The sequence below is a fragment of the uncultured Gemella sp. genome (genome assembly GCF_963537375.1).
Classification (GTDB): Bacteria; Bacillota; Bacilli; order Staphylococcales; family Gemellaceae; genus Gemella.
On the sequence record NZ_CAUTDQ010000029.1, the window covers coordinates 1 to 26200 of the forward strand.

Below are 26200 nucleotides of genomic sequence, written 5' to 3' on the forward strand. Positions count from 1 at the left end.
CAGTTGGTAGAGCAATGGATTGAAGCTCCATGTGTCGGCAGTTCGACTCTGTCTCGAGGCACCATGTTGCCGGCCTAGCTCAGTTGGTAGAGCAACTGACTTGTAATCAGTAGGTCGGGGGTTCAAGTCCTCTGGCCGGCATTTTTTTTATATTTTGGGAAGATAGCGAAGAGGCTAAACGCGGCGGACTGTAAATCCGCTCCTTAGGGTTCAGTGGTTCGAATCCACTTCTTCCCACCATTCTTAGGGACGTAGTTTAACGGTAGAACAAAGGTCTCCAAAACCTTTGGTGTGGGTTCGATTCCTGCCGTCCCTGTTCAAAGTGTAGTCAGTTATGATTACGCTTTTTTTTTATCAAAAAAATAACTAAATTCCATATATTCTCAGGAAATATTCTTTGAAATACCTAAAATATATAGGTTATAGTGTTATATTTTTTGGGAAATACTTTTGACAAAAGATATTAATTATGTTATTGTATTAATGTATATAAGTCCCATAGGAGGTAAAATATGAGTGAAAGTGTAAAACCATTTAGTAAATTGTATGATTTAACACAAAGAGCTGAAAAAGTTGGTATTTCTGATGATGACGTCCTTAGAGAAATATTAGTTGAAAAGATTGTTCCAAATAAATATCAACCTAGAAGAGAATTTACAGAAGAAAAAATTAAAGAATTGGCTGAGTCTATTAAACAAAATGGATTACTTCAATCTATTACAGTTCGTGATATAGGGAATGGATTTTATGAACTTATAGCTGGTGAGAGAAGGCTAAGAGCTATTAAGTATTTACAATACGCTACAACTAAGGCGATTGTAAAAGAGTTAACGGATGAACAAATGGCGACTCTAGCTTTAATTGAAAATATTCAAAGGGAAGAATTGACACCCATAGAAGAAGCATATGCATATCAAGAGTTATTAAGCATCAATAAGCTTACTCAAGACGAGCTTGCGAAATCATTAGGAAAAACACAGGCTACTGTAGCTAATAAGTTACGATTATTAAAATTAAGTGATAAAGTAATTGATGCTATTAACACTAAGAAAATTACTGAGCGACATGGGCGTGCTATGGTAAAATTAGATGCTTCTGCTCAGGAAAAACTTTTAGTTCAGATCTTATCACAAAATCTAAATGTTTCTCAAACTGAGGAAAAAATTGATACTTATTTGAAGATTAAAAAAGATATTAAAGTTTTCAATACTGCGGTAAATTATGATGGTCAGAAAATCATAGCAAAACTAACAAAAGAAATAGCAAAATTAGAAGAAAAGTATAATATTAGTCTTAATAAAGAAGAAGAAGAAAATATGGATAGTGTGGTTATCAAAGTTACCATACCAAGATATGTAAATAAAGAGGTAAAAGATGAAAGTTTTAGCGATATGTAATCAAAAAGGTGGAGTGGGAAAAACAACTACTTCAATAAATTTAGCTGCGTCTCTAGCACATTTAAAGAAAAAAGTATTATTAATAGATACTGATCCACAGGCTAATGCTACGAGTGGTGTAGGTGTAGATAAAGCAGCGATAGAACAATCAATTTATAACATACTTGTTGATGAAGTTAATATTAATGATGTTATTCAAAAAACAGCTTATGAGAACTTAGATATAGTTCCTTCTAGCATAGCATTAGCAGGTGCAGAAGTTGAACTAGTTTCAGCGATTAGTCGTGAACAACGTATGAAAAATGCAATCTCAGAAATTAAAGGTGAGTATGACTATGTAGTAATCGATTGCCCACCGTCTTTAGGTCTAATTACGTTAAATTCTTTAACTGCAGCTAATGGAGTTATTATTCCAGTGCAGACTGAATATTACGCTCTAGAGGGTCTTAGTCAGCTTATGAATACATTTAGTATCGTTAAGAAACACTTGAACTCTAAATTAGATATTTTCGGTGTATTACTTACTATGACTGATAGTAGAACTAATATATCTAATCAGGTAGCTGAACAAGTTCGAGATCATTTTAAAGATAAAGCTTTCGATACTGTTATCTCTAGAACTGTTCGTCTAAGCGAAGCGCCAAGTTTTGGTGAACCAATTATTGAATATGCTAAAAATTCTAATGGTGCAAAACAATATTTATCATTAGCTAAAGAGGTGATTGAGCGTGGCTAAGAAACTAGGTAAGGGATTAGGTCGTGGTCTTGATGCAATTTTTGCTACTGAAAATGTAGAATTAACTACTGATAATGATAAAATAGTAGAAATCTCATTAGAAGAGATTAAGAAAAATCCATATCAACCTCGTACTTATTTCAACGAAGATAAGTTAAATGAATTAAAAGAATCTATTGAAAAAAATGGATTATTACAACCTATTATTGTAAAAAAAGCAGTAAAAGGTTATTACATCATAGCTGGTGAACGCCGTTATAGAGCATTTGAACTGCTAGGTAAGAAAGAAATTCCAGCTATTATTAAAGAAATGACAGATGAAGAAATGATGATCTTTGCGGTCCTAGAAAACTTACAACGTGAGGATTTATCAGCATTAGAAGAATCAGAAAGTTATAAAAATCTGATGGATAAAATGTCAGTAACTCAAGAAGAATTGGCTAAGAAACTTGGTAAAAGTAGACCATATATCGCCAATAGCTTACGACTATTAAAATTACCTGCAGAAATAAAAAATAAGCTTGAGCAAGGGCTAATAAGTGCAGCTCATGCAAGAACTTTACTTTCATTAAAAACAAAAAAAGCTATGGAAGAAGTTTGTGCTTTAGTAATTGATAGAAAAATGTCAGTTCGTGAGTTAGAAGAATATGTAGCGAAGTTACTAAAACCAAAAGAAGTTAAGAAACCAAAAGTTAAGGATATTTTTATAGAAGAACAAGAAAACAATCTTAAAAAACTTCTAGGAACGGCTGTAACTATTAAACAAGGTCGTAATAAAAAAGGTAAGATTGAAATTGAATTCAAAGACAATGATGAATTTGAACGTATTATTTCATTATTCAAGGATGAATAGTTATGAATTTTATTGAAAAAATTAAAGTTACAATAAATAATACAGATTTATTGATTACAATTTTAGAAAAATTCCTAATTATAATAGGTATCTTCATTGTAGCATCGATATTAGTGCGTATATTTAATAAGATTATTGATTATGTTATGACGACTAGAGATAATGCTAATAAGAAATTTAATATAAAGTTTAATGAGAAACGATCAGAGACGTTACATAAGCTTGTAAAAAGCGCAGTTCGTTATTCAATTTATTTTATTGCCTTTTTCCAAGTTTTGTCTATTTTAGGAGTTAATACGACGAGTATAGTTGCTAGTGCTGGGATTGCCTCTGTTGCTATTGGATTTGGTGCTCAGAGCTTAGTTAAGGATATTATTTCGGGGTTCTTTATCATTCTTGAAGGACAATTTGATGTAGGAGATAATGTAAAAATATACAACCAAGCAGCTTTTATTGCTGGAGGGGACGTCATGTCACTTGGTTTACGTTCTACGAAAATACGATCTAAAGATGGAGAAGTTTATTTTATTCCTAATGGAACTATTAATCAGGTTGTAAACTATTCATTAATGTATAATTTAGCCTTAGTAGAGTTGCCGATAAAAATCGATGATACTATTGAAAAAAGTGAGGAGCGCGTAAACAAAGTAATAAACTCGGCTAATTCTAGTAAAGAATATCGAGAATTATTATATAAAAATGATAAATTACATATAGATAATATAGAAAATATAGCTGATAATGTTATTACAATAAAAGTCGTTGGTAAGGCGAAAGTTGGTAAGAAAAATAAAGTGGAAACAATGTTAAGACGTGATTTTTATAAAGAGTTTGAATCACTACTTACTTCAAATGAAGAAAAATAGGAGGTTGGCTTATGGAATATGAATTAAACGACATAGTTGAAATGAAAAAACAACACCCTTGTGGTACAAATAGATGGCAAATTACACGTATGGGAGCAGATATAAAAATAAAATGCCTGAAGTGTGATAATAATATTATGATGCCAAGACGTGAGTTTAACAAAAAAATTAAAAAAATAGTAGAAAAACATTCATAATATGAAAAAGCTAGTGAATCTAAATTTAGAATCACTAGCTTTTTTACTATTTATTAAATTTTTTTGATACTTTTGAACTTATAATCATAAAGGCTAAAACAATAATTATTCCATATAAAAATTCCATACTTCCAATATTATTTAAAGTAGTACCAAAGTGTAACCAGATCATTTTTCCAGGGATTAACCCTATAATATTACCGATAAAATATTTTTTAAACGATATTTTAGTTAAACCATATGAGTAACAAATTACACTGTTTGGAAGAACAGGGATTAATCTATAGACAATTAAAAATATCATAAGCTTATTTTCGCTTATACTGAAAATTGTATCGTATTGTTTTTTAGATAGTTTTTTTGCTAAGTATTTTTCTACATAATCACTGGCAAAATATCTTGAAATGATAAACATCACGCTAGTATAGATTATCGATGCAATTATCGAAAGGATAAAACCATGAGTAAAACCAAATAAATAACCACCAATCGCAGAAAATATCCCTGGTGGGAATAAAAATATTGGTAATATAGATGCTAGTATTAAAAAAACTATAGGTGCAAAACTACCAAATTGTGCTATAAAATCCTGCATAGGTCCTCCTTCTGATAAAATAATATTCTTATTATATCATAAAGCTATGGAAATAAGCGACTAATAACTAAAGGGAGTGACTCGAAAATCGTCATTTTGGAAAAATCGATTTTGATGAGCCACTCGAGTAAAGACTTTTAGATATTATACTTCTTTTATTAAATGAATTTCAATACCATTAGGATCATTGATAATGATCTTATTATCATCATATTCAGAGATGATTTTAGTGTTATTATTTTTAATATTTTCTACAACTTTATTGTAAGGATCTTTGTCTATAAATAGAATTTCAAAATAATCTAAACCAGGAGTTCCTTTTTGTCTAAGATTTAAGTTAGGCCCGCCCCAGTGATTAACAGCTAGGTGATGGTGATAATCACCATAAGCAATCCAACTTGCACTAGCTACAGTAAATTTATCACTAAATCCTAGTACTTCTTGATAAAAGTTAGAAGAAACTGTAGAGTTTTGAACACTTAGATGAACATGACCAATAATTGTTCCTACTGGTAAAGTATAAGGTACTACAGTTTCAGAGATATCTAGTAGATGATTAGCATCTATAGGTTCAGTTACTCCTATGATTTTACCGTCTTCTTTTCTATCCCAAGTACTTTCATCTTTGTCATAATATACTTCTATGCCATTACCTTCAATATCACTTAGATAAAGAGCATTACTATAACCGTGGTCAGAACCACCATCTAAAGGAACGTTAGAATCAATAAAATGACGTAAGATATTCGCTAGACTTTGTTCATCTGGAACTAGATATGCTATGTGGTATAGTCCATAAGAACGAACTAGAGGGTCATCAACTTTTTTTAAGTGAAGAAGCGGAGTATTATCTGAAGTTCCTAAAGTAGCCTCTATATCATTTTTAGAAATTACAGTCATTCCCATAACTTCAGTATAAAATTTGAGTTGTCTGTCAAAGTTTACAACATTAAGTGTAGCAGTTCCAAGTTTAATGTTTGAATTATATTTTTTCATAGTTAATTATCATCCTTTTAGTTTTTTTCATGGGAGTGACTCAAAAATCGCGATTTCGAAAATCGATTTTGTTGAGTCATCCCCGTAAAGTTTATTAGATATCTAAAAAGCTTTTATAAAGCAAATTTAGATATCAATAAACCACTGCGTCTATGAGTTATCGTATACACTTTTTTAAAATTTAGGACTTTTTTGTTAATCCTTGTAATATATTTTACATACTAAAATATTTTTTGTAAAGTACGTACTTTTATAATAGTTAGTATCTTTTTATATACTAATGAATGAAATTAATGATTATTAACAAAAATATTTTTAAATAGCATAATATTAAATGATAAGTTTTGCGTTTTATGATATAATAGTTAAGTTGAGTAGGCAAGGCCTAAGTAATATAAGAAATTAATAAAGAAAAGGAGTGATTGATACTATGGCATTAACAGCCGGAATAGTAGGATTACCAAACGTAGGAAAGAGTACACTTTTTAACGCAATTACAAAAGCAGGAGCATTAGCTGCGAACTATCCTTTCGCAACAATTGATCCAAACGTAGGGATTGTAGAAGTACCAGACCACAGATTAAATAAATTAACAGAATTAGTAGAACCTAAAAAAACAGTACCAACATCATTCGAGTTTACTGATATTGCTGGTATCGTAAAAGGTGCATCTAAAGGTGAAGGACTAGGGAACAAATTCTTAAGTCACATTCGTGAAGTAGATGCAATTTGTCAAGTTGTTAGATGTTTTGAAGATGAAAACATTACTCACGTTGCTGGTGGAGTAGATCCATTATACGATATTGAAGTTATTAACCTAGAGTTAATCTTAGCTGACTTAGAAAGTGTTGAAAAACGTATCGGACGTGTTGAAAAACAAGCTAAACAAAAAGATAAAGATGCTGTTGCAGAATTTGCTGTACTTTCTAAAGTGCGTGATATTCTTAAAGAAGAAAAACCAGCGAGACTTCTAGAATTCGATAAAGAAGAGCAAAAAATCGCAAAAGGATTACATTTATTAACAATGAAACCTATGCTTTATGTTGCTAACGTAAGTGAAGATGATTTACTAGACGTTGATGCTAACAAACACGTAGCAAGTGTTCGTGAATTTGCTGCAAGTGAAGGAAGCCAAGTTATCGTAGTTTGTGCGAAAATCGAAGAAGAAATGGCTTCATTAGAAGATGAAGAAAAAGCAATGTTCCTTGAAGAGTTAGGAATTGATGAAAGTGGATTAGACAAACTAATTAAAGCAAGTTATAGCCTATTAGGATTAGCAACATATTTCACAGCAGGTGTACAAGAAGTACGTGCATGGACATTCAAGAAAGGTATGTTAGCTCCTGAATGTGCTGGAATTATCCACTCAGACTTCGAACGTGGATTTATCCGTGCTGAGACTGTAAGTTATGATGACTTAGTTGAATACGGAAGTATGCCAAAAGCTAAAGAAGCAGGTCGTGTACGTCTTGAAGGTAAAGAATACGAAGTAAAAGACGGCGATATCATGTTATTTAGATTCAACGTATAATATAAACAAAAATTCTATATTTTCTCATTATGTGGGAAGATATAGAATTTTTATATTCTCTATAAAATATGTTATAATTATTTTTATATAAAAGAGGTGATTTGACGATGTTAAGATTTTTCCATAATCCACTACTCGTAGCTAAACTAACAGAGTATGAGTATTTAATTAAAGGAAATAAGAAACAGAGTACAGCAGAATATAAAATAAAAAGAATTATAAAAGATATTACTGGAGAAGTTTTTGAAAACATTGAAGTATATAATAGTGGAATATCAGTTCCAAAGATTACGAAGAATGGATTTCAAGCTACGGCAATCTATATTCCAGAACTTAAAGAACTTCTTGTTATCTATAGAGGTAGTGAGAGTGAAGATATTAGTGACTGGTTTTACAATTATACGGGAATAGTTTCAGGAGAAAATACTAGCCAAATAGATTCTGCATGTAAATTTACTAAGTTTTTAAAAAGAAAGATTATAAACTTTGACTCTTGCTATAAAGTTGCTGCTGGACACTCTCTTGGAGGTCATATAGCAATTACTGTTGAACTATTAAAACAAACATATCAACGAGTTTACACATTTAATACAGCTTTACCTCAGTTAAAGCAACTTAGAAAATACGATAAAAAATTTGATAAAAAATTGGAAGAGTATTTTTTAGATAAAGATTTAGAAGAGACTAATAAACTACAGGATTTCACTTCTAATTATTATGCAAAAAATGCTCATCATATATATAATTTTGTGAGAAAAAATGATTTTATACAATCGTTAAATATGACGGTGGGAACATTTCATGTAGGAAAAACTATAGAGTTTCCTGAGATAATAAAGAACTTTGTTGCGCCTGAAGAGTATTTAACAGAAGAGGATACCTATGAACTGGATAAAATTTTCTGCGATTTTTATAATAGGTTAATTGATAAAAATATTACACCAGATGATGTAGTAGAAAATCAAAAACAGGTGACGGATGAATTTATTGGGTTGATTGTAGAAAAAATAAAAACACCAATTCAACAACAAATAAGTAATTTTTCATATAAAAAAGGAGTAAAAACTTCTAGTGAAGTAGGAATTACAGATTCATACAGAACGTTTAAGGCAGTTTATAATTATCTATTGTATTTAGCGCACTCAGGAATCATATCAGATGATGTAATAAATTGTAATGATAGTAAAAAAGCGACAACACTTTATGAAAAAGTAATGGGAGATGCTAGCAAATCCAATTTTAAAAATTTATTAAAACCATTGCAGGAATTTTACACATTAACTAAGGCAATTTATACGCTAACTCATGCTAAAGGTTTAGACGATGTAGGAAACTGGTCAGAAATAGCTGAAGCACATGATTTACCATCTTTCTACGATGTACTAGAAAAAGTGAAATAATAGAAGTCAACATGAAAATATTATTCATGTTGACTTTTCAGGCTGTTGACAAATAGGTCAACAGCCTGTTTTTTAACTGAAATAAAATCCTTAAAATGGTATAATATAAGTATACAAAGGAGGTTTTAGTATGTTTAATAAAGTAGAAAATATCAAAGATGAAATAATACTAATGACATTATCAGAAATAGTACCTAAAGATCATTTTTTAAGAAAAGTAGATAAAGCTATTGATTTTAAATTTATTTATGATTTGACAGAAGAATACTATAGCCACACATCAGGTAGAAATTGTTTAGACCCTGTAGTATTATTCAAATTAGTGTTTTTAAAAGATTTCTATGGAATAAAATCAATGAGAGAAACAATAAAAAGAATAGAAACAGATGCTGCATTTAGATGGTTTTTAGGGATACCATTTTCTAAACCAGTTCCACACTACTCTACATTTTCACAAAACTATATTCGACGTTTCCAAGGAACTGATGTGTTCGAACAAATATTTATTAATATAGTAAATCAAGCAATTGAAAAGAAACTAGTAGGTGGTAATGAGTTTTTTACTGATTCAACACATATTAAAGCTAACGCAAATAAAAAGAAATTCAAAGTTGAAGTAACTACAAAAATAAAAAAAAGAAAATTAGATTTAGAAAAAGAAATAAACGAAGAGAGAGAAAAAATAGGAAAAAAGCCTTTTGAATATAAAGAAAAAGAAGAACTAAAAAGACAACGAGTTAACACAACTGATCCGGATAGCGGTTATTATCACAGAGATCATAAAGAAGAAGGTTTTATGTATTTAGACCATAGAACAGTAGATGGGAAAAATAATATAATCATGGATTGTCACATAACTCCAGGAAACGTTCATGATAGTGGTCCATATATAGATAGATTAAATCAGATAGAAAAAAATTTCGGATTAACACCAGGAAAAGTTGCGTTAGATAGCGGATATTATTCTCTAGACATACTAAAACAGTTAGATAAAAAAAATATATTTTCAGTAATAGGATATAGAAGATTCTCAAGATCAAAAGATAACAAATATTTTAAATACTTACAAGAAAAAGATATATATGTGGATAAACGAACAGGAGAAATATTTAGATACAGAAATATTGATAGAAATGGATATAAACAATATAAAAGTGATGATAAAAACGAAAAGAAAATAATAAGACGCCATATAAATGCGGATTATTATGATGAAGCTAGATTAAGACGTATATCAAAAGAAGGAAAACTATTGTATAAGAGAAGAAAAGAAACAATAGAACGTAGCTTTGCAGATTCAAAACAAAATCATGGATACAGATATGCACAATATAGAGGTAAAGCCAAAGTACAGTCGTACGCTTGGTTGTCTTGTTGCGTTCAAAATATGAAAACAATAGCACTAAGAGAGGTATAATCATCTCTTAATACTACTGATGCTTTAGTCATAAGGCTTATTTTTTTTGAAAAACGACCAAAACATCAATATGTTCATTGATATTTTGGTCGTTTTGTCAACAATCTGAAAAAATAAGGTAGTTTTTACACTACCTTATTTTTTTTATTATTCTTTTATATATTTTTTAGGGTAATTTTTTATGCTCCCATTTTGCTCCCATTCGAAAATAGTCTACTCATAAAATTGATTATATCAACACCTATAAGACCTATTCCATAAACCCTTTCAGTTTATTAAGCTTAGATGGGTGTTTTAATTTTCTAATAGCTTTCGCTTCAATTTGACGGATACGTTCACGTGTTACTCCAAACGCACTACCAACCTCTTCAAGTGTGTGAGTCTTACCATCTTTTAGACCGAAACGTAGTTTTAATACATTTTCTTCACGATCAGTAAGAGTTTCTAAAATCTCTTCTAGTTGTTCTTTTAATAATTCGTTAGCTGCATGCTCTACTGGAGATTGTGCATCTTTATCCTCGATAAAATCTCCTAAATGCGAATCATCTTCTTCACCAATTGGTGTTTCTAATGATACAGGTTCTTGAGCTATTTTTAGTATCTCACGTACTTTTTCTGGAGTCATATTCATTTTTTTAGCGATTTCTTCTGGTTTAGGTTCACGCCCTAAATCTTGAAGTAATTGTCTTTGAATACGAATTAGACGGTTAATTGTTTCAACCATGTGAACAGGGATACGAATTGTTCTAGCTTGGTCGGCAATAGCACGAGTAATCGCTTGACGAATCCACCATGTTGCATATGTTGAGAATTTGAATCCTTTTGAGTAATCAAATTTTTCAACAGCTTTAATTAATCCCATGTTTCCTTCTTGAATTAAGTCTAGGAATAACATTCCACGTCCTACATAACGTTTTGCAATACTTACTACAAGACGTAAGTTAGCTTCAGCTAAATCTTTTTTAGCTTGTTCTTTTTCCGCTTCTGTTCCTGTTTCAATAATTTTTGAAAGTTCTAATTCTTTTTCTTTTGATAATAAAGGAACTTTACCAATTTCTTTTAGGTACATTCTTACAGGGTCATTTGTTCTGATTCCTGCTGGAACTGATAAATCTTCTAAATCTAGTTCCTCTTCCTCTTCTTCTACATGATTTGCATTAATTAAAATAATATCTTCATTATTTAACTCTTCATAAAAATCATCCATCGCTTCTGAAGAAATGTCTAATTTTGATAATGCATCTACAATCTCTTCTTGAGTTAATTCACCCTGTTTTTTACCTTTTTCTAACAATTCTTTTTTTATTGTTTCAAAATCTTTTGCTTTCTTAGCCATGTTCTTCTCCTTCTATTTCTTATACTTTTTCAACTGAAACAGCAATTCTTTTTGAGTTTCCACATCCATTTCTTGAATTGCAACCCTAAGCCTGTCTTTTATCTCTTCTAATGTAATTTGATTATCTGAAAAATACTTGATATAGTCGCTTACAATCTCTACAGTTGGATTTTCTTCTATTAGAAAATCTGTTTCATCAATGTAAGTTGCAAGTCTGACAACCTCATCATCTTCAATACTATGAATAAATTTATGAATATGAAACTCAAGGTTATTATTATAGTAAATAACCAAGTAATCCATAAGATTCACAAATACTTCTTGTGGGAAATTGCATTTCTCTAGATCATTGTATTTTTCAATAAACAATGCCCTATCAACAAAAAAGTATTTAAATAACTTACACACCTTTTTGTCATAATTCGTTACTCTAAACAACTGTTCTGGATTAGACGGTACTACCCATTCTACAGCTGCTTGTTTTCTTTTCACATTCACTTGACCTAATTCTCTAAGAAGAACTTGTCGCTCGATTCCGAACTCCTCTGCCAAATTAGTAAGCAATATGTATCTTAATGATTCATCTTCTATATAAGCAATATTTTTAAGCAATTCGTTTTTATACTGAATTCTTAGTTCAATATTAGTCTTTGAATCATTTTTACAATATTCAATTTTATAATTAATAAAGTGTTCTTTATTATTTTTAATATAGTTTACAGCATCAAAATCTTTATTTTTAGAATTTTTATCTGATAAAAACTCATCTAAATCTTTAGCTCCAGAAAATTTTAATTTATAGACATTATCTGTTGTCTGGATAATCCTATTCCCAATTTCTATCTGTGCTTTTGAACCAGCGTCATCATTGTCTAAACTTAATGTGACCTTCTTCACAAGTGATAAAATCTCTTTTAATTTATTATTGTCTATATTTGTCCCCATCAAAGCAACAGCATTCTTTATACCATTTTGATGGGCTTTAATTACATCCATATAACCTTCACATAATATTACTTCATTCTCTTTAGCTATAAAAGCTCTCGCATCAGAGAAGTTATATAAGACCGTTCTTTTTTCAAAAATTTTCGTTTCATGCGTATTGTAGTATTTCGCAACACTTTTGTCCGAAGACATAGTTCTTCCCGAAAATGCTACAACTTGATTTTGATTATTTTTTATAGGAAACATTACTCTGTCTTTAAAAACATCATAATAATTGCCACTTTCATTTTTTCCTAATAGCCCAGCTTCAACCATTAAATCTAAATTAATTTGATTAGAATTAAAGAAGTTTAAAGCTATATTATTATCACGGGGAGCATAACCTATATTAAAGTGTTTAATAACATCTATGCTCAGTCCCCTATTCAATAAGTAATTAAGTGCTTCTTCAGCCTCTTTTGTATTTAGTAAAATATAGTTATAATAATCTGCTAAAAGCATGTGCCCATAATACATTATGTCCAGCTCATTATTTAAATCGTAATTAGCTTCTAAATTCACTTTTGACTCTATATTCAGTCCTAACCTTGCCCCAAGCTTTACGATCGCCTGATTATACGTAATATTTTCAATTAGCGAAACAAATTGGAAAATATTTCCACCTTTACCGCATCCAAAACAATGGGCTATTTTTTTCTCTGGAGAAACAGTAAACGATGGTGTTTTCTCATTATGAAACGGACATAAACCTAAATAATTTTGTCCTCTTTTTTCTAATTTGACATATTCACTAACTAGACTAACTATATCAATATTATCAAAAATATAGTCAATGTCTTGTTTAGATATTTTTGCCACCTTATTCCTCCTCTTCCTCAATTTACCATTAAGAATAAATGAATAGATTATTTCCCAACACTAATTATAACATAAATAAAGGGATTTTGATAGACTTTGTTAAAATATTTATATTATCACACTAAGTTAATTTTACTTCTCAAAATTAATATTATATTATTTCTACAATCATACATTTAGATTTTATTATGATAAATTTTATTATAATATCACTGTTATCAATTCTATAGTCTAATGATTAACAATTCCAAACTCACTTAAAATCATATTTTTAGAAGATGATAATTATACATTTTATTAAGATACAATTTAAATCAAACTTTTCCTCAAATCCACCATTATATCACGTCAGTCATTAGTAAAATCATATGGTATAGAAAATTCTTTTAATTTAGGTTATAATATGAATATCATTAAAAAAAGGAGTACGAAAGTGAAAGTAATTATAGTCGGTGGTGGTAAAGTCGGAGAGCTTCTTTGTGCCGATTTTTCTAACACATTTGATGAAGTCACAATTATAGATACAAATGAACGTCGTGTTGAAAAACTCGTTGAAACATATGATATAAATGGACTGATCGGTAACGGAGCAAATTCAGACATATTATTAGAAGCAGATGCAGCTAATTCTGACATGTTTATTTCAGTAACTACTAGTGATGAAATTAATATGATATCTTGTATTGCAGCTAAACAAATGGGAGCAAAATATACGATAGCAAGAATTCGTAACCCTGAATATTCTAAAACAAAAGAATTTATTAAACAATCTCTAGGAATAGATCTTATGGTTAACCCTGAGTACGAAGCAGCTAAACAAATTTTCTATATGCTTAAGTATCCTACCGCAACAAAAGTAGAAAGTTTTTCAAACAATAAATTTAATATTCTAGAAGTATTAATAAATGAAAATAGTTTACTAAAGGGTGTTTCACTTATTGATAGTAGAAAATACATTGATTTCCCTTCCCTAGTATGTTTAGTAGAAAGAAAGGGAGAAGTGTTCGTTCCTCGTGGGAATTATATATTTGAAGTCGGAGATAAAGTTCATATAACTGCATCAAATAAAAATTTAAAAAAATTCTATAAACTTTTAGGTAATAAAGAAAACTTAGAAAAGAAAATAACTTCATCTTTAATAATAGGCGGAGGAAAAGTAGCCTACTACCTTGTAGAATTTTTACAAAAAGCATCTTTCTATACTAAAGTAATAGAAATTGATAAAGAAAAAGCAATTTCTTTGAGTGAGACATATCCTGAAATTGATGTTATTTGGGCCGACGGGAGTGATCGCGATACACTAATTGAAGAAGGTATTCAAACTTTCGATAGTTGTATATCTTTAACTGGTTTAGATGAAGAAAATATTATAATTAATATATATGCACATAAACTTGGTATTAAGAAAACTGTAGCAAAAGTTAACCGTGCATCTCTAAAACAGATAGCTGAGGATATCGGTCAATATTCATATATTACTCCTAAAGAAATCGTAGGAAATATAATAAAAAAACATACAAAATCTTTACAATGTAGCCGTGCAACAGATATAGAAAACTTCTATAGAATATCGAACAATAAAGCTGAAGTAATTGAATTTAAAATCTCAAGCGAAAATTCAAAAGTTATCGGTATAAAATTAAAAGATCTTGATATTAATGATAATACTCTTATAGCATTTATAATTCGTAATAATAAACAAATCTTCCCAAATGGTGATGATGAAATTAAAGTGAATGATAATGTCGTTGTAGTTAGTTATCAACAGAAAATTGAACATATCGATGATATTCTTGCTAGGAGGTAATCTATGAATTTTAAAATGATTTTTAACGTTCTAGGTAAAATGCTAATTCTTTTAGCCGCTTTACTGATACTTCCTACAATTATTTCACTAATATACAAAGAACCTACTTATGTAACTAACTCGTATTTAATCACTATAATGATATGTTTTATAATATCATTATTATTACATTTTTTAACAAAAGATGTAACCGAACGTGATTTCTACAAAAGAGAGGGGTATGTGATAGTTACCCTTACTTGGGTTATTTTCTCATTACTAGGGGCGTTACCTTTCTATTTATCAGGAGAAATCCCTCATTATATCGATAGTTTTTTCGAAACTGTTAGTGGATTCACTACTACAGGTTCAACTATTTTAGAAGATATTGAGACTTTAAGTAAAAGTTTACTATTTTGGAGAAGTTTCACACACTTTATAGGTGGTATGGGGGTTATTGTATTTGCTCTAGCAATTCTGCCACGATCTCCTCATACTATTCATATAGCAAAAGCCGAGGTACCTGGTCCTTATTTCGGGAAAGTTGTATCTTCTATGAAACAAACAGCAATTTATCTATATGGAATATATGTAGCACTTACAGTACTTCTATTTATATTCTTAATGTTTGGTGGCGTTGGATTTTTTGATAGTATAAACCTAGCTTTCTCTACTGCTGGAACTGGTGGCTTCTCAGTAAGGAATGCAGGAATCGCATATTATAACAGTACTTATGTTACAGTAGTAATTGCGATATTTATGCTGATTTTCTCAATGAATTTAAGTTTATTATACTTTATTATTTTTAAGAGATACTTTAAAGTTCTAAAAAGCGAAGAACTTAGATGGTTTTTCGGAATGATTGGTATACTTTCTGTAATCATGTTTCTAGATATCTATCGTTCATATGATACGCCAAACCATAGTTTATTAGATGTATTTTTCACAGTTTCATCTGTTGTTTCCACTACAGGTTTTACATATAATGACTTTAACATTTGGCCGGTATTTTCAAAAATGATAATCTTAATACTGATGATCGTTGGAGGTTGTACAGGAGGAACTGCTGGTGGAATAAAAATTCCGCGACTTATTTTTTTCGTAAAAAATACCAAACTAAGTATAAGTAAAGCTTTAAATCCTAGAAAAATAGCCATGGTAAAAATTGATGGAAAAGTAATTAAAGATACTACTCCACTTTCTAACTATTTACTATTATTCGGATTTGTATATGTTATTATACTATTCTTAATAACATTCCAAATCAATGACTTTGAAGATGCAATTTCCTTAACAGTTACATCAATCAGTAACGCTGGACCAGCATTCAATCACTATGGTCCAATGAGTAACTTTTCACAAATACCATATTTTACTAAAATGATATTATCAGTATCTATGTTACTAGGTCGCTTAGAGTTAATGCCATTAATAGTATTCTTCTCTGCTAATACATGGAAAAAACGTAGAAAAAAAGCTAGAGAAAGTCAAAGAATAATAAATAATTATAATGAGTAATACAAAACAAAAAGACGAGTTCTACTTATAGATCTCGTCTTTTATCATTGAAACTATCTCTTGAATTTCTTCATTAATTCGTTCATCAAGTTCCTCTTTTGTTATTAATTCGTCATTATGAGCTTCAGTATATCCCAGAATTACACCTAGAGAATTCTTTACATTATGCAACATAATTTTTTTCTTCTGTTCATTTTTATCTAAGTCTGAACTTCTTCTATATATTAGATATATATTTAAGAATACAAATACTGTTAAAGGTAGGAAAAATATTTTAATGTGAATTGCGGCAATTAAAAATATTATTATCAATACATTTACTATTATGAAATTAATCATATTTTTCATGATATAAACTATAGACCTCTTTTTTATTTATGCCGTATTCTTTAGCAGTATTTTTAATAGCTTCTGATTTTTTTTCACCATTTTGTACTTTTTCATAAATTATTTCTACGATATCATCAAGATTAAGTTCGTCTTTTTCTTCATCTTTTGAAGGAGAAATAATAACAACAAACTCCCCTTTTTCCTTAATCTCTTCACCCAACATATCTAATATTATACTAGCTTCAAATGTTTCAATTTGTTCAAACATCTTTGTAAGTTCTCTCGCTACAGCAATATTTCTTGTTGGTGCAATTTTTACGATTTCTTCCACTAAGTTTTTTACCCTATGTGGACTCTCATACAAAATACCAGTTGTTTTCGAGCTTAAAATAATTTCTAACTTTTGTTTAAGTTCTTTTGTTTTTCGTGGTAAAAATCCATAAAAAGTATAATTATATGATTCTATTCCACTTGCCACTAATGCAGTAAGTCCAGCATTAGCACCTGGTAGAGCTACAACCTCTAAACCAGCACGCTTAACTTTTTCCACCAGTACATACCCTGGATCTGAAATACAAGGCATACCTGCATCTGTTACTAAAGCTATATCTAAGCCTTCCTCTAAGTATTCTATTATTTTATCACTCATCTTATCTTCATTATGTTCATGATAACTAAGTAGTTTTTTACCTTTTATTTCATAATGATTCAATAATTTTTGTGTATTTCTTGTATCTTCACAAGCTATAATATCCGCTTCTTTTAGCACCCTTAATGCTCTTAAAGTAATATCTTCCAAATTACCTATTGGCGTTCCTACTAAATATAACATTTATTTTTCCTCTATTTTTTTATTTAAATCTTTTACTTCTTGCCCTTTACTTGCATCCAAATTTAATAAAATATATTCTTCTTTTTTAGTACGTGTTAATTTCTTAAATAAACTTTCGGCTCTCGTCGCTTCACTTTTAGTCTCAAATTCTTCAAAGTACAAAAGTTTTACCGGTACTCTAACCCTAGTGTATTTCGCACCTTTTTTTGCATTATGAGTTTTTATTCGTCTAACAATATCTGTCGTATATCCAGTATACCAAGTTTTATCACTACACTCAATTACATACATAAAACTACTCATAAATACCATACACTTTCTTCATTTCATCTGTATAACTACCATCTTCATTATAAATATAAAATGGTTGTTCTACTTTGATATCACTAACTTTAGAGATACTACCTTCTATTAATACAATTTTACTAGTATCACTTGTTGCTTTACTATAAATAAATCTAATTCGTTTAATAGCTAAGCCATTTTTTTCACATTCAGAAATAATATCACTTATCCTGTATGTTCGATGTACCATAGCAAACTTACCATTTTGTTTAAGCAAATATCTTATTGCTCTTACAATATCACTTAAATTACATAAAAGTTCATGACGTGAAATATTATGATTAAACTTTTCTCGTTGATTCGGCATATTCTCCACTGGAAAATACGGCGGATTACAAATTACATAATCAAATGATGATGGTCTATAATATTCTTTCACATTCTTCACATCACCATTTCTTACTTCCATATTCGTAATTCCATTAAGTTTTATGCTTTTTTTAGTTAGCTCAACTAGGTCTTCTTGAATTTCTAACATTTCAACTTTAGCATCAGATTTTTCTCTAAGAATAATTGAAATTCCACCGTTACCACTACAAAGTTCAATTATACTTTTTTTGAAACTTCTCGGTACATTAGCAAAATAAGGAAGTAAAAAAGAATCTGTTGACATACTATAATGATCAACCTTCTGAAAAATTTTATAATTTTTTGAAACTAAATCTACTCTCAAATTCTCTTCCATACTAACCTCGCAATAAAAATTCTAAATTAATTTTATCCAATAAAACTGTAAATAAAAATTTTTCTAAAACTAATGTTGCATTTACATTAGCATTTAAATCAGCTAAAGCAAGTAGTACTTTCTCTTGAACTTTACTTATATTCACTGTGTCATATTGATTAGATTCAGAATAACTGTTTGTAGTTTTAATACTCAAATATTTAAAAAACTCTAATATGTCTTCCTTAACTTTAAGTAAGCCCAGAACATAGATATTAGCCATATGTGGCTTCCTACTATATCTTTTTACATATTCAGAAACAATCTTAATTATTTCCTCATTTTCTGTAACTTCCCTATCTTCACTCTGCCCTACTAATTTTATCTGTTGACATCTTGAAATAATAGTCGGTAGTACGGCACTAATATTTTTACAGCTAAGAATAGCAATAATATCGTCTTCAGGTTCTTCTAAAAACTTAAGCAAGCTATTTGCAGCTTGTTCTGTCATTTTTTCTATATCTTTTATCCAATATATTTTTTTACCATAAAATGATTTAACACTTAAGTCAGATTTCAATGTTTGAATTTCATCTTTTTTTATAGAAGCATCACTAGTTAATTTATAAAAATCTACATAGTTGCCGTGATTTATACTGCGACAATTGTTACAGCTCTCACAACTAAAAAATTCTTTATTTTTATTTTCTAAACAAAATATTGCTTTAACAAAACTTAAAATAAACTCATCAGAATATAAACTATCCTCGCCTATCACTAGATAGGCATGGGATAGTTTATTAGTTTTTAATGTATTTGTTAAAGATTTTATTACAATTTCATCTTTACTAAAGTTCATTGTCTAAAAATCCTTCCAGTATTGAAAGTGCCTGTTTTTGAACATTTTCATAAGTATCACTTGCATCAATTACTTTGATGCGCTCTGTATTCTCTTTCGAAAGTTCATCATAACCTCGTTTTACATTTTTATAAAAGTCTAAACTTTCCTGATCCATACGGTTATTATCGTCTCTATTTTTTGTACGAGCTAGACCTACCTCAACGTCTACCGAAAAGTATAAAGTTAAATCAGGTTCTAAGTTATCAGTAGCATATGCATTAATATCCAATATATCTTGTTTACTAAGTCCACGACCATAAGATTGGTAAGCTACTGAACTATCAACAAAACGATCGCATATAACTATATAACCTTCATTTACATGTGGAAGTATTTTTTTTACAATATGATCGCGTCTACTTGCACAAAATAGCAAACTTTCAGTTTTAGCGTCAATATCGTTAGAACTATCAAATAGAAGTTCACGTACTTTTTCACTAAAATCTGTTCCCCCTGGTTCACGTGTTGTAATTACCTTATATCCTTTTTCTTTTAAATACTCGGTAGCAAAGTTAATAAAGCTCGTTTTACCTGAACCATCTGAACCTTCTACTGTTATGAATTTACCTTTCATTCGAATAACCTTTCTACTATATTATTTATTCATAAATTGAGAAATTCTTTCAACTGCTTCTTTAATATTTTCGATGCTTGTTGCATAACTTATTCTAAAGAAGTCATTATATGCACTACCAAAAGCTGTTCCCGGAATAACCCCAACACGAGCTTCTTTAGCTAATAATTTACAGAACTCCATAGCACCTAAATCACGGTACTTAGCTGGAATTTTAGCGAAGATATAAAACGCCCCATCGATTTCAGGAATTTCAAATCCTAATTCACGTAGTTTTGGAACCATATAATCTTTTCTTTCTCTATATGTCTCAATCATGTGTTTATTGTATTTATCTACATTTTCATCATTAAGTGCTACTACTGCTGCATCTTGAATAAATGTAGCCGCACCAGAAACTGTAAATAAGTGGAATACTCCAATTTTTCTAATCATCGCTAATGGAGCTGCGATGAATCCTACACGCCATCCTGTCATAGCGTGAGATTTAGATAATCCACTAATAAGAACAGTTTGTTCCGGAATAAATTCTGCTAATGATGTGTGTTTATAATTATATGTAATATCTCCATATATTTCATCACTAATTACAAAAATATCATATTTTCCTAATACATCAGCAATAGCTTTAACTTCTTCTCTAGTATATGAAACACCACTTGGGTTATTTGGATAGTTAATTAATATTGCTTTTGCATCTTTATTTTCTTCTAAAGCTTTTTCTAGATCGCTAGGAAGAACTTTAAATCCATTATCAACTGTATCTATAAATTTGATATTACATTTATTTAAAATACCAACACCTTCGTAAGCTGAGAAATACGGTGTTACTACTATAATAGTATCTCCCTCGTTAGTTACAGCGGAAATTGTGTGTTCTATCGCAGCCGATGCCCCTATTGTTACGATAATTTCATCAGGGCTATAATTTAAGTTATATCTTTTCTCTAAATTAGCAGCCCATGCTGTACGTAACTCAGCAATACCATTATTTACTGAATAATGTGTTCTATTATTATCTAAAGCGCGTTTTGCAGCTTCTTTTACTTCTTCTGCAGTGTCAAAATCTGGTTCTCCTAAAGTTAATTTGATAATTCCTTCTATAGAAGAAGCATATCTATCAAACTCTCTTATCGGTGAACCTGTAAGGTTAGCAAGTGATGTGTTAAACTTATTTTCTAATGATTTTTTAATTTCCATAAATTTATCTTCCTTCTTTATTATAATTAGATACATTGTTAATGTAATACTAATATTGTATCATATTTTCAGTAAAAATAGAATTCTTATTAGTAATATGGAATAAAATTCCAAACAATGTTTACATATAATTTTATAGCATTTTCAAAATTTTTTCAATATCTAATTTCGGATATTTCGATTAAAATTTCAGAAAATTTAAAGAAAAGTATTGAAAAAAACTTAGATTAGTATTATAATAACTTTAACATATTAAAAAAATTAATTGTTTAAAGATAAGGAGAAATATAATTATGACAAAACTAACAGTAAATGATATAAGAGTAGAACTTACTAAAAATCCAAAGGAAAAAACACCAGATGATAAATTAGGATTTGGTTCAGTGTTCACTGATCACATGTTCGTTATGGATTGGTCGGCTGATAAAGGCTGGTACGACCCACGAATCGTACCTTATGGACCTATCCCAGTATCACCTGCATTAAACGTATTACACTACGGACAAAGTGTTTTCGAAGGTATGAAAGCATACAACGCAAACGGAGAAGCTGTTTTATTCCGTCCAGAGCAAAACTTTAGACGTTTAAACAATTCATCAGACCGTATCGCATTACCTAAATTAGATGAAGAGTTCGCGTTAGCAGCACTTAAAAAATTAATCTCTATCGATAAAGACTGGATTCCAAAATCTGAAGGTACTTCACTATACGTTAGACCATTCTTATATGGTTCTGAAGAAGCACTTGGAGTACACCCTAACAATGAAGTTAAGTTTATAATCATCTTATCTCCATCAGGAAGCTACTTCAAAGCTGGTCTTCAACCAAATAAAATCTTCGTAGAACACGAATATGTACGTGCTGTACGTGGTGGTTTCGGATTCGCTAAAACTGCAGGTAACTACGCTGGATCTCTTAAAGGTCAAAAGAAAGCACAAGAACTTGGTTACTCTCAATCTCTATGGCTTGATGGAGTAGAACAAAAATACATCGAAGAAGGAGGAGCAATGAACATCTTCTTCAAAATCGATGGAACATTCGTTACACCTGAATTAAACGGTTCTATCCTTCCTGGTATCACTCGTGCATCAGTATTAGAATTACTTAAATCATTAGGTGAAAAAGTAGAAGAACGAAAACTGTCTCTAGAAGAAGTTTACGAAGCTTACGATAACGGAAAACTTGAAGAAGTATTCTTATGTGGTACTGCTGCAGTAATCGCTCCTGTTGGTGAATTATTCGATGGTACTAAGAAATTAGAACTTATCAAAGATGATAAACCAGGAGAATGGACTCAAAAAATCTACAACCTACTTACTGGTATCCAACTTGGTAAAGTTGAAGATAAATTCGGATGGGTTGTTAAAGTAGAAGAATAATATTAAACATAAAAGATTCCAAGTTAAACAATTTGGAGTCTTTTTTATCTTATTTGTTATTTATCCAAAGTGCAAATAATATGAAATACAATAAAAAGATGAAGTATAGTATAACACCAACTTCATCTTTTTTATTTATTTGCTAATATTATTAATGTAAATTATATTCTATCGACTTTTATAAGCTTATTTTTTGTAAGCAAATGTGTATAGAGCAGAAACTAAAGTAACAGCTCCAACAAAGTTTCCTAAGAATACTGTTCCCATGTTTTGGATAAATTGTAAAACAGAGATATTTGCACCTTCAAACATTGCAGCTGGGATTGCGAACATGTTCGCAACCAAGTGTTGGAATCCAATAGCAACGAATGTCATAATTGGGAACCATACACCAAACATTTTACTACCTACATCTTTAGCAGCGAAGTTTAACCATACTGCCATACCTACTAACCAGTTACAACCTACAGCTGAGAAGAATACTTGCCAGAATGTTAAGTATACTTTTGATTCACCAGCTGAAATAGTTTTAGCTGCAATAGCTCCACCAGTTAAACCAGTTAAATGTCCTAAGAAATAAGCAATAACTAATGAACCTACAAGGTTTGCAAATGTAATAACAACCATGTTTTTAGCTAATAGTTTAAAACTAATTTTCTTATTGAACCATGCAACAGTTACAGCCATCATATTACCTGTAACTAACTCTCCACCACCTACTAAAATACAAATAAGTCCGATTGGGAAAACAGATGCCCCTAATAATGCACCAATTCCTCCGAATTCTTTAGGAATTGATCCTGATACACGAAGTAAAGCTAAGAAACCTACCCCGATGAATGCACCACCTAAGAATCCTAAACTTAACATGTATTTAAGGCTTGCAGTCGCTTTAGCAACACCTTTTTTACAAGTTAACTCATAAGTTTCTTGTGGCTCTAAAAATACTTTAGATTCTACAGTGTTTGTCATAATAACACTCTCCTTAAAAAATTATAATAATTACATAGATACAACCTTTTCTATATCTACAATAAAGATTATACAATAACAACAACATTTTTTCAACCCTGTTTTAATACAGATTTTATTAAAATGTATAGAAATTAACAACTAGTTTATGTACCGTTATATTTACAATAACAAATAAATTATTATTTGATTTAATTTACTATGTTTATTTTAGCTAAAACTAAACGTTTTCTAATATTTACTGTAAATATAATTTTTAATCATTCTTCTTATAGATTATATTATTTTATGAAGTCTTTATTTAGAATTAACCTAAATTAATTACTAAAAAAATATATGTATTTTTTATAATACGATTAAATTACACTAAGATAATATTATCTAATGTAAAGAAAGCACTATTTTCTTTTCTTCACAATAAACAAAAACTGTTATTATAAGGAAGTATACATTGGTACCTTTGTAAATTACAATTGAAAAGTAAACTCTTATTATATACCAAATTACCTCTTTAATATACTGAATAATTAATTTCCCGTTAAAAAATCTTATTAACTTTTGATTCTGAAGTTAATTTATCTCTTATTTTTATTAGAAACCTTATTATATATCATGATAATGATACTAATTATTATTTAAGTAAATTAATGTATTAGTATAAGCATTAATCTAAATATAATAGTAAACGCACAGACTTTATCTATTCAAAATTTTCTATTTCTTTTTTTATTAACTCTGTTACTATAACTACTATCTAAATTACAAAAACATACAAAAAAGCGATTGGACATGTCCAATCGCTTAATTTATTATCTTGCAAGCTTAACCGCTCTAACCTCACGAATAACATTAACTTTAATGTTTCCTGGGTATTGCATCGTTTCTTCGATTTTATTTTTAACTTCTTTGGCAATTTTGTAAGTTTTTGTATCATCTACTTCTTCAGGATTTACGATTACTCGAATCTCACGACCTGCTTGAATAGCAAATGTTTTCTCTACACCTTTGTGTTCATTTGCGATTTCTTCAAGTTTTTGTAGACGTTTAATATAGTTTTCTAATGACTCTCTTCGAGCTCCTGGACGTGATGCAGATAGTGCATCCGCTGTGGCAACAATGACAGAAATAGGGTTTGTTGGTTCAGTATCACCATGGTGTGAAGCAATTGCATTAACAACAATCGCATTCTCTTTATATTTAAGAGCTAATGCTACACCAATTTCAACGTGTGAACCTTCTACTTCATGATCAAGTGCTTTACCGATATCGTGTAGTAAACCTGCACGACGAGCTGTAGCAACATCTAAGTCTAACTCAGCTGCGATAAGTCCGGCGATATAAGCTACTTCCATAGAGTGTTGTAGTCCATTTTGACCATAACTTGTTCTATATTTTAACTTACCTACGATCTTAACTAAATCTGGATGCATGTTGTGGATTCCAAGATCAAATGTAGCTTGTTCCCCTGCATCTCTAATAACTTGATCAATGTTTTTACGTGCTTTGTCAACAGCTTCCTCAATTTTTGAAGGATGAATACGACCATCATCGATAAGTGATTTAATCGCTGTTTTTGCAATTTCACGACGGATAGGATCATATCCAGAAAGGATAACTGCTTCTGGAGTATCGTCAATAATTAAATCTACTCCAGTCAATGTTTCTAAAGTACGAATATTTCTTCCTTCTCGTCCGATAATACGACCCTTCATATCATCGCTTGGAAGATCAACAACTGATACAGTAGTTTCACTAACTACATCTGTTGCAAAACGTTGTAACGATTGAACAATAAGTTCTTTTGCACGTTTATCAGCAACGTTTTTCGCCTCTAGTTCTTTATTTCTAATATATATTGCCATGTCTTTAGCCATATCAGTTTCAACTGCGGCCATAATCTCTTCACGAGCTTGTTCTTCTGTTAAGTTTGCAATTCTTTGCAACTCTGTTTCTTGTTGAATTTTAAGTTGATTAACCTCACTACTTTTCTCTTCAAGAAGCTGAGATTTTTCTTCCAATTTCATCTCTCTTGAACTTAACAGTTCATCTTTTTTATTCAGAAGTTCTGTTTGACGTTCTAATGAAGATTCTTTTTGAACGATTCTATCTTCTTGTCTTTGAATATCTTGTTTTTTAAATTCTGCTTCTTTATTAGCAATATTGATTATCTCTTCAGCTTCTTTTTTAGCTATTGTAGTTTCTTTTTCTACTATATATCTAGCTTCTTTTCTTGCCTCACCAATAATATGTTCGGCATCTTGCTTAGATAATTCTAATCTCTTTTGAATAGAATTTTTTGAAATAATATATCCAAATAAAAGTCCAACAAGTAAAGCTGCAATACTGATTATTCCATAAATCATTTTGCAACCTCTTTCTATTTTGAAAAATTTTTTATTATGATATTGTACTTTTGTCAGAATTTCAAACTCTGGCAATCTATCACATACCATAACTACAATTCTACACTACCTATAGTAAAAAGTCAATAGTTCACTCAGGGAAAATCTAGTTACTATTGTAGTGTTACAATTGATGTGAGACAAAATATAAAAAAAGAAGAGTAAATCCT

The 26200-nt window shown here is 30.1% G+C and carries 24 protein-coding genes and 3 tRNA genes; 14 read left to right on the forward strand and 13 right to left on the reverse strand.

Going from position 1 to position 26200, the window contains the following annotated elements; translation table 11 throughout:
- The first annotated feature begins 68 nt into the window (after window positions 1–68).
- From RYK99_RS06500 to RYK99_RS06535, 8 genes are all read left to right on the forward strand, one after another.
- Window positions 69–141: transfer RNA gene (locus RYK99_RS06500), tRNA-Thr, on the forward strand.
- Window positions 142–156: 15 nt separating this feature from the next.
- Window positions 157–240 (forward strand) — tRNA-Tyr (locus tag RYK99_RS06505).
- Window positions 241–245: 5 nt separating this feature from the next.
- Window positions 246–316: transfer RNA gene (locus RYK99_RS06510), tRNA-Trp, on the forward strand.
- Between the two features lie 196 nt (window positions 317–512).
- Complete coding sequence (locus tag RYK99_RS06515) at window positions 513–1397, forward strand: ParB/RepB/Spo0J family partition protein (RefSeq protein ID WP_314991132.1); 885 nt, start codon at window positions 513–515, stop codon at window positions 1395–1397.
- Window positions 1375–2133 carry an AAA family ATPase gene (locus RYK99_RS06520; protein ID WP_314991134.1) on the forward strand — a complete coding sequence of 253 codons (759 nt, stop codon included), beginning with the start codon at window positions 1375–1377 and terminating at the stop codon, window positions 2131–2133. The genes RYK99_RS06515 and RYK99_RS06520 overlap by 23 nt, the downstream gene beginning before the upstream one ends.
- The gene (locus tag RYK99_RS06525; protein ID WP_314991136.1) at window positions 2126–2986 is read left to right on the forward strand and encodes a ParB/RepB/Spo0J family partition protein; all 861 of its coding nucleotides are present in this window, start codon (window positions 2126–2128) and stop codon (window positions 2984–2986) included. Before RYK99_RS06520 ends, RYK99_RS06525 begins: the two co-directional genes overlap by 8 nt.
- Before the next feature lie 2 nt (window positions 2987–2988).
- A complete protein-coding gene (locus tag RYK99_RS06530; protein ID WP_314991138.1) occupies window positions 2989–3852 on the forward strand; it encodes a mechanosensitive ion channel family protein in 864 nt (287 codons plus the stop codon).
- 11 nt (window positions 3853–3863) lie between these two features.
- Window positions 3864–4049: a DUF951 domain-containing protein gene (locus tag RYK99_RS06535; RefSeq protein WP_003147408.1), complete on the forward strand. Its 186-nt coding sequence runs from the start codon at window positions 3864–3866 to the stop codon at window positions 4047–4049.
- A 46-nt stretch (window positions 4050–4095) separates the two neighbouring features.
- Here the strand turns inward: RYK99_RS06535 and RYK99_RS06540 are convergent, their stop codons facing one another.
- Both RYK99_RS06540 and RYK99_RS06545 read right to left on the reverse strand, forming a co-directional pair.
- Window positions 4096–4644, reverse strand: a complete 549-nt coding sequence (locus RYK99_RS06540; RefSeq protein ID WP_314991141.1) for a VTT domain-containing protein — start codon at window positions 4642–4644, stop codon at window positions 4096–4098.
- Window positions 4645–4788: 144 nt separating this feature from the next.
- Window positions 4789–5640, reverse strand: a complete 852-nt coding sequence (locus tag RYK99_RS06545; protein ID WP_314991143.1) for a VOC family protein — start codon at window positions 5638–5640, stop codon at window positions 4789–4791.
- Between the two features lie 430 nt (window positions 5641–6070).
- Between RYK99_RS06545 and ychF the strand changes: the two genes are divergently transcribed.
- The 3 genes from ychF to RYK99_RS06560 all read left to right on the forward strand — a co-directional run bounded on the left by ychF (window position 6071) and on the right by RYK99_RS06560 (window position 9988).
- Window positions 6071–7171, forward strand: coding sequence for a redox-regulated ATPase YchF (gene ychF, locus RYK99_RS06550; RefSeq protein WP_003147405.1), 1101 nt, complete (start codon window positions 6071–6073; stop codon window positions 7169–7171).
- Between the two features lie 107 nt (window positions 7172–7278).
- Window positions 7279–8571: a DUF6792 domain-containing protein gene (locus RYK99_RS06555; protein ID WP_314991146.1), complete on the forward strand. Its 1293-nt coding sequence runs from the start codon at window positions 7279–7281 to the stop codon at window positions 8569–8571.
- 130 nt (window positions 8572–8701) lie between these two features.
- Entirely contained in the window at window positions 8702–9988 is a 1287-nt protein-coding gene (locus RYK99_RS06560; protein ID WP_314991148.1) for an IS1182 family transposase, read from the forward strand.
- A 250-nt stretch (window positions 9989–10238) separates the two neighbouring features.
- Here RYK99_RS06560 and rpoD read toward each other — a convergent pair whose 3' ends face one another.
- Complete coding sequence (gene rpoD / locus RYK99_RS06565) at window positions 10239–11324, reverse strand: RNA polymerase sigma factor RpoD (protein WP_271965798.1); 1086 nt, start codon at window positions 11322–11324, stop codon at window positions 10239–10241.
- 12 nt (window positions 11325–11336) lie between these two features.
- The gene (gene dnaG / locus RYK99_RS06570) at window positions 11337–13127 is read right to left on the reverse strand and encodes a DNA primase (protein ID WP_314991150.1); all 1791 of its coding nucleotides are present in this window, start codon (window positions 13125–13127) and stop codon (window positions 11337–11339) included.
- Between the two features lie 433 nt (window positions 13128–13560).
- On the opposite strand from dnaG, the gene trkA reads away from it, so the two are divergent.
- Both trkA and RYK99_RS06580 read left to right on the forward strand, forming a co-directional pair.
- Window positions 13561–14934: a Trk system potassium transporter TrkA gene (trkA, locus tag RYK99_RS06575; RefSeq protein WP_314991152.1), complete on the forward strand. Its 1374-nt coding sequence runs from the start codon at window positions 13561–13563 to the stop codon at window positions 14932–14934.
- A gap of 3 nt (window positions 14935–14937) precedes the next feature.
- On the forward strand, window positions 14938–16431 hold the full coding sequence (locus tag RYK99_RS06580; protein ID WP_314991154.1) for a TrkH family potassium uptake protein: 1494 nt from the start codon (window positions 14938–14940) through the stop codon (window positions 16429–16431).
- Window positions 16432–16452: 21 nt separating this feature from the next.
- Here the strand turns inward: RYK99_RS06580 and RYK99_RS06585 are convergent, their stop codons facing one another.
- Genes RYK99_RS06585 through RYK99_RS06615 form a run of 7 tightly spaced genes read right to left on the reverse strand, consistent with a single transcriptional unit; the run spans window position 16453 to window position 21277 of the window.
- The gene (locus RYK99_RS06585) at window positions 16453–16770 is read right to left on the reverse strand and encodes a hypothetical protein (RefSeq protein WP_314991156.1); all 318 of its coding nucleotides are present in this window, start codon (window positions 16768–16770) and stop codon (window positions 16453–16455) included.
- Window positions 16763–17593, reverse strand: a complete 831-nt coding sequence (gene rsmI, locus RYK99_RS06590) for a 16S rRNA (cytidine(1402)-2'-O)-methyltransferase (RefSeq protein WP_314991158.1) — start codon at window positions 17591–17593, stop codon at window positions 16763–16765. The genes RYK99_RS06585 and rsmI overlap by 8 nt, the downstream gene beginning before the upstream one ends.
- Entirely contained in the window at window positions 17594–17905 is a 312-nt protein-coding gene (locus RYK99_RS06595; RefSeq protein WP_314991160.1) for a GIY-YIG nuclease family protein, read from the reverse strand.
- Window positions 17889–18623 carry a methyltransferase domain-containing protein gene (locus RYK99_RS06600; protein ID WP_314991162.1) on the reverse strand — a complete coding sequence of 245 codons (735 nt, stop codon included), beginning with the start codon at window positions 18621–18623 and terminating at the stop codon, window positions 17889–17891. The genes RYK99_RS06595 and RYK99_RS06600 overlap by 17 nt, the downstream gene beginning before the upstream one ends.
- 1 nt (window position 18624) lies before the next feature.
- Window positions 18625–19461: a DNA polymerase III subunit delta' gene (locus RYK99_RS06605; RefSeq protein WP_314991164.1), complete on the reverse strand. Its 837-nt coding sequence runs from the start codon at window positions 19459–19461 to the stop codon at window positions 18625–18627.
- On the reverse strand, window positions 19451–20077 hold the full coding sequence (gene tmk / locus RYK99_RS06610; protein ID WP_314991166.1) for a dTMP kinase: 627 nt from the start codon (window positions 20075–20077) through the stop codon (window positions 19451–19453). The genes RYK99_RS06605 and tmk overlap by 11 nt, the downstream gene beginning before the upstream one ends.
- A 21-nt stretch (window positions 20078–20098) precedes the next feature.
- Window positions 20099–21277 carry an aminotransferase class I/II-fold pyridoxal phosphate-dependent enzyme gene (locus RYK99_RS06615; RefSeq protein ID WP_314991168.1) on the reverse strand — a complete coding sequence of 393 codons (1179 nt, stop codon included), beginning with the start codon at window positions 21275–21277 and terminating at the stop codon, window positions 20099–20101.
- A gap of 293 nt (window positions 21278–21570) precedes the next feature.
- Between RYK99_RS06615 and RYK99_RS06620 the strand changes: the two genes are divergently transcribed.
- Window positions 21571–22656 (forward strand): branched-chain amino acid aminotransferase, encoded by a 1086-nt coding sequence (locus RYK99_RS06620; RefSeq protein ID WP_314991170.1) that lies wholly within the window; start codon window positions 21571–21573, stop codon window positions 22654–22656.
- 186 nt (window positions 22657–22842) lie between these two features.
- Here the strand turns inward: RYK99_RS06620 and RYK99_RS06625 are convergent, their stop codons facing one another.
- Both RYK99_RS06625 and rny read right to left on the reverse strand, forming a co-directional pair.
- Window positions 22843–23628 (reverse strand): formate/nitrite transporter family protein, encoded by a 786-nt coding sequence (locus RYK99_RS06625; protein WP_048802258.1) that lies wholly within the window; start codon window positions 23626–23628, stop codon window positions 22843–22845.
- Between the two features lie 809 nt (window positions 23629–24437).
- Complete coding sequence (gene rny / locus RYK99_RS06630) at window positions 24438–25991, reverse strand: ribonuclease Y (protein ID WP_314991173.1); 1554 nt, start codon at window positions 25989–25991, stop codon at window positions 24438–24440.
- Window positions 25992–26200: the final 209 nt, after the last annotated feature.

Excerpts from the sequence above, each read along its gene's own strand:
- RYK99_RS06515 (WP_314991132.1), top strand. The coding sequence starts at position 513 with ATGAGTGAAAGTGTAAAACCATTTAGTAAATTGTATGATTTAACACAA.
- RYK99_RS06520 (WP_314991134.1), top strand. The coding sequence starts at position 1,375 with ATGAAAGTTTTAGCGATATGTAATCAAAAAGGTGGAGTGGGAAAAACA.
- RYK99_RS06530 (WP_314991138.1), top strand. The coding sequence starts at position 2,989 with ATGAATTTTATTGAAAAAATTAAAGTTACAATAAATAATACAGATTTA.
- RYK99_RS06535 (WP_003147408.1), top strand. The coding sequence starts at position 3,864 with ATGGAATATGAATTAAACGACATAGTTGAAATGAAAAAACAACACCCT.
- RYK99_RS06540 (WP_314991141.1), bottom strand. The coding sequence starts at position 4,644 with ATGCAGGATTTTATAGCACAATTTGGTAGTTTTGCACCTATAGTTTTT.
- RYK99_RS06545 (WP_314991143.1), bottom strand. The coding sequence starts at position 5,640 with ATGAAAAAATATAATTCAAACATTAAACTTGGAACTGCTACACTTAAT.
- ychF (WP_003147405.1), top strand. The coding sequence starts at position 6,071 with ATGGCATTAACAGCCGGAATAGTAGGATTACCAAACGTAGGAAAGAGT.
- RYK99_RS06555 (WP_314991146.1), top strand. The coding sequence starts at position 7,279 with ATGTTAAGATTTTTCCATAATCCACTACTCGTAGCTAAACTAACAGAG.
- RYK99_RS06560 (WP_314991148.1), top strand. The coding sequence starts at position 8,702 with ATGTTTAATAAAGTAGAAAATATCAAAGATGAAATAATACTAATGACA.
- rpoD (WP_271965798.1), bottom strand. The coding sequence starts at position 11,324 with ATGGCTAAGAAAGCAAAAGATTTTGAAACAATAAAAAAAGAATTGTTA.
- RYK99_RS06580 (WP_314991154.1), top strand. The coding sequence starts at position 14,938 with ATGAATTTTAAAATGATTTTTAACGTTCTAGGTAAAATGCTAATTCTT.
- RYK99_RS06585 (WP_314991156.1), bottom strand. The coding sequence starts at position 16,770 with ATGATTAATTTCATAATAGTAAATGTATTGATAATAATATTTTTAATT.
- rsmI (WP_314991158.1), bottom strand. The coding sequence starts at position 17,593 with ATGTTATATTTAGTAGGAACGCCAATAGGTAATTTGGAAGATATTACT.
- RYK99_RS06595 (WP_314991160.1), bottom strand. The coding sequence starts at position 17,905 with ATGGTATTTATGAGTAGTTTTATGTATGTAATTGAGTGTAGTGATAAA.
- RYK99_RS06600 (WP_314991162.1), bottom strand. The coding sequence starts at position 18,623 with ATGGAAGAGAATTTGAGAGTAGATTTAGTTTCAAAAAATTATAAAATT.
- RYK99_RS06605 (WP_314991164.1), bottom strand. The coding sequence starts at position 19,461 with ATGAACTTTAGTAAAGATGAAATTGTAATAAAATCTTTAACAAATACA.
- tmk (WP_314991166.1), bottom strand. The coding sequence starts at position 20,077 with ATGAAAGGTAAATTCATAACAGTAGAAGGTTCAGATGGTTCAGGTAAA.
- RYK99_RS06615 (WP_314991168.1), bottom strand. The coding sequence starts at position 21,277 with ATGGAAATTAAAAAATCATTAGAAAATAAGTTTAACACATCACTTGCT.
- RYK99_RS06620 (WP_314991170.1), top strand. The coding sequence starts at position 21,571 with ATGACAAAACTAACAGTAAATGATATAAGAGTAGAACTTACTAAAAAT.
- RYK99_RS06625 (WP_048802258.1), bottom strand. The coding sequence starts at position 23,628 with ATGACAAACACTGTAGAATCTAAAGTATTTTTAGAGCCACAAGAAACT.
- rny (WP_314991173.1), bottom strand. The coding sequence starts at position 25,991 with ATGATTTATGGAATAATCAGTATTGCAGCTTTACTTGTTGGACTTTTA.